The sequence below is a fragment of the Halalkalibacter okhensis genome (assembly GCF_000787375.1).
Classification (GTDB): domain Bacteria; phylum Bacillota; class Bacilli; order Bacillales; family Bacillaceae_D; genus Halalkalibacter; species Halalkalibacter okhensis.
Map to the genome: position 1 here is coordinate 36,033 of NZ_JRJU01000013.1, position 12,764 is coordinate 48,796.

Consider the following 12,764-nt stretch of genomic DNA (forward strand, 5'->3'; position numbering starts at 1 on the left):
GTATATTGCTTTTTTTTCATCGATAATATTTACGATTACGGTAGCCAGTTCTCTCCCTCTGACGATATCGTGATTTATGACAGTCATCACACATCGTAAATTCATGCTCCCATGGCATACGTTTTCCGCAGTATTTACATGTTTTGGATAAATTCCTCACATCATTTTTGAGAACTTCATGAACGCCATCACTAATTTCTTCACGTACACGTTCCCAATAAATGGCTTCTGTTCTCCTCTCTAATCGATATAAAAATAAAAGGTGAAGACCAATTGATTTATATGAAAGTTCAAGCTCTTCAAGGGACCCTTTTACAATCTGGGGCTCAGGTAAATTAATACCCCTTACAATAGCCAGCATTTTTTCTTGCCATTGTTCAATTAATCCTGGTTCTTTTGATGAAAAAGGCAAATGTAAAAAACCGTACAAGTCCATCATTGATAGGCGAGCTTCAATTTCAGTCCCCCTGATGGTTTCGTATAGATCTCGTTCTTCGGATAAACTTGCTTTTTTTGTTCCTTTTGGACTCTTGAACTTCTCCCACATCTCGAAAAATGTCCCTAGATCTCGATAATACCTTTGAAACCGTTCAAATACAGCATTGGTAGGTGCAATCGCAAACGATTGAATTGATTCATCTTCTTGTTGTAATAAATGCTTCATCAACTTTATCTCACTTGCAAAAGCAACCTTCCCGACATCATAGATCCCTTTTCTACCAGCTCGTCCCGCAATTTGTTTGATTTCCTGTGAGGTAAGTCTTCTTCTTCTTGTCCCATCAAACTTTTCATTTTCTAAAAATGCAATTCTACGTATTGGTAAGTTTAATCCCATTCCGATGGCATCTGTTGAAACGATAACCGTTGTCTCTCCATCAATGAAACGCTGCATCTGTTTTTTTCGTGTTTCAGGTGGCATACTTCCATAGATCATACTGACGGAATGCCCGTTTTTTTGTAACTGTGAAGCCGTTTCGAGAACTCTTCTTCTTGAGAAACAAACCAATGCGTCCCCTTTTTTTGTATGACTCATTTTAAATTCTTTTCTTTCGACTTTTAATGGAATATCTCTCGTATAATCATGGATTTCTACTTCCTCAGAATCACCTAATAACTCAAGCACCATTAACTCAGCATTTCGACTTCCAATAATATGAACTTCGTTTGCATTTGCTTTTGTTACAGCTTTATACCATGAAAATCCACGGTCTTTATCTGCAATCATTTGTGCTTCATCAATGACGATCACATCATAAAATTCTTTTTCATGAAACATTTCAACCGTACTAGAAATATGAACTGCGCCCTCAACCGTTTTTTCTTCTTCCCCTGTTTTTAATGTACAAGGTATTCCTTCTGCATTTAATTTGTCATAAACTTCTAAAGCAAGTAATCGAAGCGGAGCAAGGTATAATCCACTTGTAGCAGCTTTCATTCGTTCCAATGCATGATGCGTTTTTCCCGTATTGGTCTCACCGATATGCATGACATAACGAATATTTCTCCCTGCTGATGGCCTATACTCGCGTCCGAAAATATCATCAAGGATTCTGGCTTCCTCTTCTTGCTTTCTTTTTGCCTCGGCCTCCTCTTCCGCTTTCTTACGTTCTCGCTCAATCAAGTCACTATGGTAAATCCTTTTATGTTCGTTTCTATCAAATGGAACATCTGAAAGACGAAGAAGATCATCCAGTAACTCTGATTGTATATTTGAAAAGAAACGTTTCTCCCAATAAGGAAGATATGATTTAACAAGGACACTAATTCTAGTTTCAGTTAATGGATGATTATATACATTTTGATATTGCTCACAGATATCAGGTGAAAGACGTTCTAATACTAAACGACTTACATATAACCTTAATTTTTCATTGATAAATCGCTGATATGCGAAAAGATATCTCTCATATTCCCAGTAATAAGCTTTTTGTACAGCGCCAGTTAATTCATCAAAGAACTTTGATACAGTAAAATAGTCTTTTGCAGAAAACGATCCAATTTCTTTAAGTTCTTCTTCTATTTTAAACGTCTCAATTTTTTGATACTTAGGCTTCGTTTTAAAATCAATCGCTAATTGTTGACTTACACGGTGACGTATATATAAGTACAAAAGTTCTTGATCTTGTTCCAGTATTTCTTGTAATACAGATTCTAAATTTGATTCAATCTTCTTACGTTTGTCAGCTAGACGTTCTTCTTCTTTTCTCTTTGCATAATTTATCTGGGCATTATGATAGAGGTCCTTCCATTCTAATCCGTTATAAGAAAATCTTTCGTTCAACCAGCCAATAACATTAAATGGCTGATAGTCCCTCATTTCGTTTCGAAATAATCGATTGATTATTTTTTTATCTACTCCGTCTACTTCATAATTCCTTTCTGTCAAAAAAGCTTTTTTTCTTTTTTTGATACATCATTTGTTATTTTATTTAGCCATACATTAACCCAAATTTGCTCTACATAATGATGGCGATCCTCTATATACTGTTCAAAAGTCGGCATGGGTTCTTTTTCTTCTAAATAGCGCTCAATATCTTCCATTATTTTTCTTTTTGTATGTTCAACCGCTTGCGGATAAACGATAGTTAATTTGTTCATCTCGAACTCCTTCGACAGGTGTGACATCGCCAGGACCAAATCAGCCTGATAAGAAACATTTACTTATTACTTTTATTTTATGCTGGATTGACCAATGTAATCAAATCAAAACCTTTACATATTTTGGATTCACATCTTAACCGTAATTATAAAAGGAAAAAAGAGTGTCCCAAAAGGTTTTCACCTTTTGAGACACCCCGAAATATGAGGCTAGCAACTTAAAAACTTTTGTTGTTCCTTCTCTTTATTCTTCTCCAATAACTACTTCAGCAATATTTACAGCGTGGTCTCCTACTCGCTCTAAATTACTTACAATATCAACATAGATAATACCTGCTGATCCCGTGCAACGATATTCATTTAATCGAGTAATATGTTTCTTACGTAAATCACGTTCCATTTTATCAATTTTGTCTTCCTTCTCTAATACAGCCTTTGCCTCATCTAAATCCTGTGTTTCCAACGCTTTTATTGACTGTCTTAACGTAGACAAAGTTAGATCGAACATTTCATCTAAATCTGCTATAGCTGATTCAGAAAATTTTACTTTGTTCGTGATTTGATTATCGACCAATTCCATGATATTTTCCATATGGTCCCCAATGCGTTCAATATCTCTTACTGTATCCATTAATGTTGAATGAAGTTTAGAATCCTCAACAGTAAACGAATGTGAAGATAACTGAACTAAATAATCAGTAATTTTTCGATCTAAGTTATTAATAGCATCCTCAAATTGAGGTACTATCTCACCATGCTTCTTTTCGTGGGTCTTCATATATTTACCAACTTCTTCTAGGCCTTTCTCTGATAACTCAGCCATTCGAAGAACTTCCTTTTGAGCTTGACCTAAAGCAATGGATGGTGCTTCTCTAATAAAACGTTCGTCTAGATGAACAGCCTTATACTCGATAGCTGAATCTTTTCCTGGAATAATTTTTGTAACAATGATTGCTAGCATGGCAATAAACGGAAGTTGAATCATTGTATTTGAAACATTAAATATTCCATGTGCAAATGCAATGGTCATTTCAGGATTAAGAGCTAAGCTATCTTGTAAGTTTGAGATTAAAAACACAAATGGTCTAAACAATAATAATACAATAATTGTCCCAATCAAGTTAAATATAACATGAGTTAACGCGGCTCGTTTAGCTGCAATAGAAGCACCTATTGAAGCTAGCACAGCAGTAATGGTTGTACCAATATTGTCTCCGAACAAGACTGGTAATGCCGCATTTAAATCCATTAACCCTTGAGAGAACAAAGTTTGTAATAAACCAATAGAAGCAGAGGAACTTTGAACAATCACGGTGAAAACCGTACCAATTAAAACGCCTAAAAGTGGGTTATCACTCATGCTAACTGTCAAATCAGCAAACGCTTGAACCTCACGTAAGGGCTTCATTGCATCCCCCATAAAATTAAGACCTAAAAATAATGCACCAAAACCAAAAATGACTTGACCGTAATTGTTTACTTTTTGATTCTTAAAGAAGAAAATTAAAAACGTACCTATAGCTATAATTGGCAAGGCATAAGTTGAAATCTTAATTCCGATAATAAAAGCTGTTACTGTTGTTCCTATGTTTGCTCCCATAATAACACCAATAGCTTGTTTAAGCGTCATAAAACCTGCATTTACAAGTCCGATTGTAAGTACGGTCGTACCAGTACTCGTTTGAAGAAGAATCGTTACTACGAGCCCTGCAATAATACCCATTATTGGATTAGTTGTAAATTTATCTAATAGATCTCTTAAACGATCTCCTGCAACTTTTTGAAGACCATCTCCCATGTATTTAATACCAAATAAGAAGATCCCTAAGCCTCCCAAGAACATAAATAAAATGGTTTGTAAATCCAATTTCATCAACCCTTCTCTATTTATCGTATCGACAAAGTTCTACAATGATTGCCCCCCTTCCACATATTAAGGAATTGTTAAGAAGATGTAAATGACTACAATGTAAAGATATTGTAAAGAAATTGTAAAGGCTGCTGCCATTACGGCAAACTTAATACTTTGTTCTATGTATCATTAAATGTTTGTTTCTTTTCTCATGTATTTTGGTTCAAATTACGCGTTTGTATTCAAACATTAAAACTACATAAACTAAGTACCATGAAGAAGGAGGAGGAAATGCCTATGTCAGCAAATGACCATTTTGAAGAAGTATTTGAACAGTATCGCAACGCGGCTCAAGAAATCGCTCAAGAAGAGTTGAAGCACGAAATAAGCAATAGTCAAAATCAAGAAAGCATTGTTGCTGTTCGCAAAAATGAAGAAGGTGATTTAATTGCATTTAAAACAAGCAGTGGTCGTGAACTTGACTACATTTCTGCTTTAACGGATGCAAAACAAGGAAAACTGGCACATGTAGATGTATTTCATAAGTATGGTCGCGATATTTTGCGAAGTGAGCCTGACGGGATCAAAGAAAATAATTTAGATCATTTGCCTGAGTTTTAACCAAAACATACAGTTCATATGAGTCCTCATCAGAAGCTCCAACTCGATAAAAACAGAGAGAGAGAATTTCAAAATTCTCTCTCGAAATTATGCACTAACATAGTTTCTGCATAATTATGTACTGTAAAGCTGGATACTTCCCCCCTTCTTTTAGCCAACTTACGCTAAAAATAGCCTCTCCAAAATAATAGAGAGGCCATTTCATCAATTATTGTAAAGTATCTAAACTCTGTATCGAATCCATATGACTTGCAATCATGGCAATAATGGTACTAGCTTCATCCTTACTGAAAATAAAGTTAAATTCATCCTTAATTAACTCATTATCCTGCGTTTTCACACGGTTTGTTCGTTGAAGAATGCCATCGCCCGTTTCTTGAATGACTCCAAATTTATAAGTGATCTCTACATCTTCATTCTCATCAATATATGCAGTCACTTCTGGTGTTTCCCAATCAACTTCTAACGTCTCATAATCATCATCAATGTAATCGTCATCTTGATCAGCATACTCATATTCAAACGCCGATACATAATCTTCATCTTCCATAAAGTCATGGAAGCTTTCATGAACCGCATCAATAATATCATCAATATCCTCAAGCATCGTTCTTGAACTAAGATCGAGATCTAAATCAAATGACTCGATATAAAACTCATTGTTAAATGGATCAAAAAAGAGCGTGCAAAAATACTCACGATCGTTTTCCTCCGTTTCAACAAAAAATTCAATACGAGGGTGCTTAGCTCCTTTATCAATAGACATATGACCAATTTGATCATACTTTTCACAAATTGATTCAAGATCGTCTTGTAGCTCTGCAGATACTCTATCAAACCAATCTAATGTCATGAACGATCACCTCTTTAATAATATTAGTCAATATAGATAAATATCTTCCTGCTAATACTATTTTGAACCAAAGCGGTGATTTTCAATCCAAATTACAGGTTTTTCTTCTATTTTTCTTGTTTTCATACAACCGTTGCGACAGCATTGCTTTTACCTTAATACACCATGTGGCAAAATGGCATGAACCCCTTTAACTTGATTTACGATTTGAGTTATACGGAGGTCAACAACGACACTAGCTAACGCGGTTGCTTCAGATTTATTCACGTTATATTGTTGTTGAATGAGAGAGATCATTCCTTCTAATGCCCGGATTGTTGCTTTGTTTAAATCTTCATCGAATCCAAAAGTAATCCATCCCGAAGGTGTATTAGCATATGGTAAAGGTAGTTTCATATCTTCCCTTACCATAAATGTTAAATCAACAAGTTCCATTGGACATTCAATTGCCTGTCCTGACACTTCACCATCACCTTGTGCTGCATGTCCATCTCCAACAGAGAACATGGCTCCATCAATAGCTACAGGTAAATACAATGTGCTTCCTTTGACAAGTTCCTTACAATCAATATTACCTCCACAATAACGGGGCGGAATAGTGGAATGAACACCAGGCTCACTTGGCGCTGTCGCCATAACACCCATAAATGGTTGAATAGGGACTGTAAATTCTTTACTTTTACTTTTTCCAATTGCAATACGCTTTTGGTTATCAATCAACCAATCAAATCTAATTTCGTCTAGATTGGATATACCTAGTTGCTTATTCTGCCAATTTGATTTACCTGCTGCACAGTTCCACCCATACCAACTAGGGATAATCTCATTAATTTTTATTTCAAGAGTCATCCCAGCCTTAGCTTCACTAATCTTAATCGGTCCAACAACTGGATGCCCCCACATTTCTTCTTGTTCTCTCGAAGTATATTCTATTCTCTTTCCATTTTTATCGGTTAATCCCCAACCGATATCTACCGTGGAATATTGAACAGAATCTCCAGATTGAATCGTTATGATCGGTTGATAATCTTTACTAAAAGAGCCGTGTAAAGTGAAATTATTGGCCTCAATAATATGGTTCATATTTAGAATTCCTACCTTCCTAAGTAGTTGGTAACACCTCAGAAAATAATTTTTGATTAAACTGAACTCCATCATCCAAGTTCAAATCTGGGAATACGCCATTTGACTGACGAATCTTCTCTTGTAACATAACTATCTCGGCTGCCCGAGCTTCAAGTGAGCTAATTAGTTTTTGGTACTTCTTTCTATCCTTAATTGTAGGTTGATTTGCTAGGATCTCTTTGGTACTTCTTAGTGCTTTCTTAATCCCAATTATGGCTTTTTGGACGTATTGAGTTTCAACGATATTGAAGGTATCTTGATTAATGCGGTGCATATATATTAGCGCTCGAAAGCCCTTTTCTTTGCCTGAATCAATTAACCAATATATCGGGCGCTTGTGATACGTTTTAAAATGGTCTATGTAAAATTCATCAACAAAATAACGGAGTAGTCTATTTTCAACAGATTCGTTCTGCTTAAGCCTAAGTGAGGATGCTAACCAAAATAAATTATCTTCAACAGTAGAAGCTTCGAAACAAGCAGCTAAGAATTGACGCAGCCGTAAGAGAATGTCATCATTAAACGAACCTGCAAAAGTTAATAATTGAATCCCATCCTTATTAGGTTGAAAAGATTGATAATAAGATGGATTCCAGTCGTCACCAGCATAAGCTAATCCTTGAAAATCAAGACTATACCTTCCCAATAAACACCCGATAAAATAGGATAGAAATGACCTTGCATCACGGTCTCTCTCAGCAAGTGAAATAGTTATCTCCCTTTCCTTGACTTCTGGAGATAAATCATCTTGTAAATGATAAAGTTCAATAAAAATTTCATTTAATTTTTCTTCATTTTCTTTCAGTTCTGAGAACATTTTTTCTTTTGTTTCTTTCCATTTATTAAAAATAGTGGATAAAAGTCGTTCTTGCTTGAAAAATAGAAAGGGATGCTGTGTGAAATCCCATGATGTTTCTTGTGAATCCCAATCTTGTTTCGCTACCTCAATATTTCTCTTGGTTAACTTATCAATATGACCATTTCGCTCGCCTAGAATTATTGGAAGCTTTGCAATGACACCTGAACTATAATTAATTGTAGGGTTTAACGTGTATAAGAGCGTGCTTGCCACAACTGAATTTAAAAAGCTTGCAAAATAATAATAATCTTCTTTTTCACAAAAGAAAGCGTGTGAACCAACATCAAATATCATCCCTTTTGGAAAACAACGTACTCCGAATTTAGTAGAACTAATTAGTGACCATGTTATCCCTTCCCGAAAATAGTAAGGCACGTTTTTCGGCTTTGAATTGCTTGGCAAACATGTTCCAATCAAAAGTTTATGTAATTTATCCTCGCGTATCTCTTTCCCATCATGCTGCCAATTTACAACCATTACATTATTTCCATACCATTTGCGAATTGGGCCACCTTTGTTTAATGGAAACCATTTTTGTTCACTAGCTTGTGCAGACTCACGGTCATGTGAAAAGCCAATATTTGAAAATTGAACCTCATACCAGTAGCGATGAAAACGCTTATTATCAGCCGTAGCAAGACCTTGTCTAGGTTCTGCAAAATTCCTTAATGGTTTCCCCTTTAAAAAAACGTCTGTTAAGTTTTTCGTTAACCAATATACTATAGGGGTCTCTGGTACAAGAGAAAACCGTTCTTGCATACAGATGTACTTTCCTTTTCCATCAAGGAAAGCTTTTTTCTTACTCTCGGTATTTTTATAATCAATAAGCCGAAAATAGCTACTTTTAAAGTCCTTACTATAGGTCCGTTTTGAAACAAATGCTGTACATTGAACAACTTCTCCACCAAAATCTTCAAATGTATGGGCCCCTAGATGCAACATGGACATGATCGTACTTTCATTTAGAAGTTGCAGCCTAAGCTTCTCATAACTTGTTAAGAACATCCATGATTGCTGGTTAAGCATGGCAAATAGCCCATTTGCTTTTGTGAAATGAAGTACACGTTCCATAAACACGGCCGACATATCATATTTACTATAAGGGTAATGTCTTTTAACATAGTCGCTTGTTGACTGGTTTAACCCTCTAATGCCCATATACGGTGGATTCGTAACTGTTATATCATACGTATTAGCTAACATTTTTGCTTGTATTAAAAGCTTGAGTACAAGATTTAATTTCTCGAATACGTGATAATTTTCTAACGTTATTTCTAGTGTCTCAGGCATCTTGATTCTGTTTATATACTTATCAAAATTAATTTGATCAACTTGCAAAATCGAACCTATTTGTTTCGCTTGAACAAACGATGAAAATAGTTGTTTCAGTTCAGCTAATTCATATGTATTATTTGCTAGCACATGTGCTGTATGATCAATATCCAAATCGTTTGTTTCCTGAATCGAAATAACATTTATTTGTATGTCCTTCTGCAACACCGCTCTAGACTTTTGGCAAGCTTTCATCAATAAACTAAATGTAGCAAGCTGCGCTGCACGGTCATCAATATCCATTCCATAAAGATTATTTTCTAATATTATCTGAGGAATCACTTCTTTATCATAGCCCTCTTTAACATACATGTCGTAAAATAAACCAAATGCAAACACAAGGATGTGTCCCGAACCGACACACGGGTCAAGAAATGTGATATCAAGTAAGTTTATATGAGAATAAGTTACGCTATTATTGTTAATAGCGACCTTCTCCTCCATTGGTTTGACATAATACGGCATGGCGCACTTCAATTTTGATGAAGACTTGGAGTTTTCCCATATGTGTCCTAATGTATTTTCAACCATATATTGCACAATCCATTTAGGTGTAAAAAGCTGTGTGGCTGCAGGAATATCTTTTTTTTCGAGTTTCTTATTTTGCTTGAGATTAGCAAACACTTCATCTTTAGGCTCACTATTATAAAATTGATACATCCACCCAATTACTTCGACCTCACCAAAACTTCCAATGACGTGATCCCTTCGTAAAAAGTGATTCACAGTAGAATATTGATCAAATAATAAATCCGGCAGCAACAATTCAGTATAATCCTCAATTTTATGAAATGAAGCGGGTAAGATGATATGCAACATATTACATTGCGCTAGAAAAAGCTTACGATTAAGTAAATCAATATCTCCTGTCTTATAACAAACAAAAAAATCTTCCCTTTTTAGACTAACGTACTTTTGTAATGTATCGATAAATTGTGTAAGAGTAGAATGAGAAATTGAATGAATGGTTTCCAATCGATCCGGGATGTAACCGTTGACTTCCATATATCGAATAGCTATTAGTCGATTGAACCAAGTATAAGCGACTTCCTCAAATAACTGCTCAGAACCTTTTGAACTCAGTTCACTTTGCAAAGATTGAAACGAAGACTTCATTATTTTTGGATACACAAGCCCATTAATAAAGAGTTGTCCATTTTTCTCTTCCATTTGTCTTAACCTATTTTTCTCAAAACCAAATAATTTAGCACGTAGAGAAACTTCATAAAGCAGCTCACGTCTTGTTTGTATTGCAAACGTTTTTAATTCTGATCGATTCATACAATCCCCCAATTAAGAGATTTTTTCTGTATCTAGTTCATTAAAGAGAAAAGCTAACTAGAGTTCGACTTTACTAAAAAGAAATGTCTCACCAAAACGTTTAATTTTTACTTCGTACTAAAAACTTTACACCGATATTACCGCTCCTCCAAAAAAAATAGCCGCACAAAAAAACGGCTAAGCCAAGGCCACCGAATAGGTAAGATCCACCTTTTTCAGTGGCCTTTAAGCAATGAGCAAAACCGCGTCGCTTTGATTTAAAGATTTCTCGTAGCAGCAACGTGTGGAGTCATTGCTGCCTCCTCAATTTACTAGAAGGACTTTTTCAGCTGCCTCGGTAAGCCGTCATTTTTAATAAGTTAGTTTAGTATAACGTAAATAATGTCTTATTTTTTATAGTTGGGGACTCACATACTTGCCTTTCAATTGGTATCTCTCTCTTTAATCTTTTTCATTGGAAGTGTCATTCTAAATACGGTACCTTTTGGGGAAGTCGATAACAGTTTAATCTTTCCGTGATGGTTGTCAATGATTCTTTGTACAATTGTCAAACCCAATCCTGTGCCATTTTCTTTTGAAGTTAAAAATGGATCGAACACTACTTTTTGTATTTCAAAGGGAATACCTGGGCCATTGTCTTCAATAAAAACATGGTAATCATCACCCACTATTTTTGAATAAATAGAAATCTTCCCTTGATTTCCGAGGGCCTCTATACTATTTCTAATCAAATTATGGAAAACTTGTTTCATTTGCTTTGTATCCAGTTGTAGTGGGATCGGCTCTAAATCGGTTGTTATTTCTACCTTATGACTAACTACTGACTGCTTTATTAATGGCAGGATTTCGTTAATAGCATCTTCTAAGAGAATCTCATTTAATACTGGTGCACTCGGTTTGGTTAGCAGTAATAACTCTTCAATAATTGAATTGATACGCTTAAGCTCCTTCATTAATAGCTGCATATGAAACTTATTATTATCAGCTTCAGATAATGACTGATTCATTAATGACACGAAGCCATCTATAACCGCTAATGGGTTTCTAATCTCATGAGCTGCCCCAGCAGCTAATTCCCCAATTAATGCTAATTTTTCTGATTGATGTATTCTTTTTTCTAGCTCTTCAGTTTCTGTAATATCCACAAAATAAAAAATTCTACCAATGATATTAGCATGTTGATCACGAAGTTCAGACTGAGAGACTAATAGTGAATGTTCAGATTGCAGTGAATGATACGGGACTTTTACATTCTTAATTATTTTCTTAGAATCTAATATATCCCAAAACATATGGTTTCGTCTCTCATAATCAGGGTTATCTTTTTTTAATAATTGATTAGCTGCATAATTATAAGTTACTTGTTTTGTCTTTTCATCTACAGTTATTATGCCTACAGGTAAAGAATTCAGTATTTGTTCTCTAAAGATTTTATCCAACAGAATTGTGTGAAATGAATCTTTTAATTTTGTTGACATTTGATTAATAGATGCCGTTAATTGTTGAAATTCAATCTGTTCTCTCGTTTGGATGGTGAGTCCGTACTCACCATTAGCAATCCGGTCAACTTTTTGGACCATTGCCTCTAGAGGTTTCGTCAAACTGCCACTTAAACGGTATGCTGATACAAAAGAAATAATAATTGTACCGATTGTTAAAAAAAGTAACAGATACAACGATTTATTTATAATGGACGAGACATGGTTTGAGTGATCCGTCAAAGATACTAAAACACTTTCTTTTGCACGCTCTAACTCATTAGTAATATCACTATGGTGCGGCAAGAATTGTTTTTCAATATAATTTCTTATCGCAACAGGATCACCATATGATAGTAAACCCTGAACGTAATTATTCACCTTAAAATCTAGTAAATCCATTTCTGTTTTAAGATATTCAATGGATTCAGGCGGCACTGCATTATGATCAGATAACAAATGATTCTGAGTAGTGATGACTACAGAATTATAAGTATCGACTAAGTCGCAGCAAAGGTCATTTAACAGAAACTGTTCAACTATATAACCTTTTATATGCAACTCATCTTCCCAATACGAGATCCAAACTAATTCCGGAATGTTTTGCTCATTTATTTCGTTATTAACTTTACTAATTTGTTCAATTGATTGAATTAAGATAAATGAGAAACTACTTAAGAGAATCGTCGTTAAAAGAAGGATGGTTAAAATTTTGCTACGAAAACTTATTTTTTTAAAAAAGCGAATCATAAGTCCTCCTCAAAC

General features: G+C 35.0%; 8 protein-coding genes. 1 reads left to right on the top strand and 7 read right to left on the bottom strand.

All coding sequences use genetic code 11. The annotated features are described in order from the left end of the window. Window positions 1-16 precede the first annotated feature (16 nt). From LQ50_RS11035 to LQ50_RS11040, 3 genes are all read right to left on the bottom strand, one after another. Window positions 17-2,386: a DEAD/DEAH box helicase gene (locus LQ50_RS11035; protein ID WP_308417922.1), complete on the bottom strand. Its 2,370-nt coding sequence runs from the start codon at window positions 2,384-2,386 to the stop codon at window positions 17-19. Next, entirely contained in the window at window positions 2,383-2,598 is a 216-nt protein-coding gene (locus tag LQ50_RS26425) for a hypothetical protein (protein WP_308417923.1), read from the bottom strand. The genes LQ50_RS11035 and LQ50_RS26425 overlap by 4 nt, the downstream gene beginning before the upstream one ends. A 244-nt stretch (window positions 2,599-2,842) precedes the next feature. Beyond that, a complete protein-coding gene (locus tag LQ50_RS11040; RefSeq protein ID WP_034629103.1) occupies window positions 2,843-4,471 on the bottom strand; it encodes a Na/Pi cotransporter family protein in 1,629 nt (542 codons plus the stop codon). Window positions 4,472-4,747: 276 nt separating this feature from the next. On the opposite strand from LQ50_RS11040, the gene LQ50_RS11045 reads away from it, so the two are divergent. Further along, entirely contained in the window at window positions 4,748-5,071 is a 324-nt protein-coding gene (locus LQ50_RS11045; RefSeq protein ID WP_034629105.1) for a DUF3892 domain-containing protein, read from the top strand. A 208-nt stretch (window positions 5,072-5,279) separates the two neighbouring features. Here the strand turns inward: LQ50_RS11045 and LQ50_RS11050 are convergent, their stop codons facing one another. The 4 genes from LQ50_RS11050 to LQ50_RS11065 all read right to left on the bottom strand — a co-directional run bounded on the left by LQ50_RS11050 (window position 5,280) and on the right by LQ50_RS11065 (window position 12,749). Further along, window positions 5,280-5,924, bottom strand: a complete 645-nt coding sequence (locus tag LQ50_RS11050) for a hypothetical protein (protein WP_034629108.1) — start codon at window positions 5,922-5,924, stop codon at window positions 5,280-5,282. 150 nt (window positions 5,925-6,074) lie between these two features. Further along, window positions 6,075-7,007, bottom strand: a complete 933-nt coding sequence (locus tag LQ50_RS11055; RefSeq protein WP_034629110.1) for an acetamidase/formamidase family protein — start codon at window positions 7,005-7,007, stop codon at window positions 6,075-6,077. A 19-nt stretch (window positions 7,008-7,026) separates the two neighbouring features. Continuing rightward, complete coding sequence (pglX, locus tag LQ50_RS11060; RefSeq protein ID WP_034629112.1) at window positions 7,027-10,521, bottom strand: BREX-1 system adenine-specific DNA-methyltransferase PglX; 3,495 nt, start codon at window positions 10,519-10,521, stop codon at window positions 7,027-7,029. Window positions 10,522-10,943: 422 nt separating this feature from the next. Continuing rightward, entirely contained in the window at window positions 10,944-12,749 is a 1,806-nt protein-coding gene (locus tag LQ50_RS11065; RefSeq protein WP_034629115.1) for a sensor histidine kinase, read from the bottom strand. Between the last annotated feature and the right edge of the window lie 15 nt (window positions 12,750-12,764).

Excerpts from the sequence above, each read along its gene's own strand:
- LQ50_RS11055 (WP_034629110.1), bottom strand. The coding sequence starts at position 7,007 with ATGAACCATATTATTGAGGCCAATAATTTCACTTTACACGGCTCTTTT.
- LQ50_RS11045 (WP_034629105.1), top strand. The coding sequence starts at position 4,748 with ATGTCAGCAAATGACCATTTTGAAGAAGTATTTGAACAGTATCGCAAC.
- LQ50_RS11040 (WP_034629103.1), bottom strand. The coding sequence starts at position 4,471 with ATGAAATTGGATTTACAAACCATTTTATTTATGTTCTTGGGAGGCTTA.
- LQ50_RS26425 (WP_308417923.1), bottom strand. The coding sequence starts at position 2,598 with ATGAACAAATTAACTATCGTTTATCCGCAAGCGGTTGAACATACAAAA.
- LQ50_RS11050 (WP_034629108.1), bottom strand. The coding sequence starts at position 5,924 with ATGACATTAGATTGGTTTGATAGAGTATCTGCAGAGCTACAAGACGAT.
- pglX (WP_034629112.1), bottom strand. The coding sequence starts at position 10,521 with ATGAATCGATCAGAATTAAAAACGTTTGCAATACAAACAAGACGTGAG.
- LQ50_RS11065 (WP_034629115.1), bottom strand. The coding sequence starts at position 12,749 with ATGATTCGCTTTTTTAAAAAAATAAGTTTTCGTAGCAAAATTTTAACC.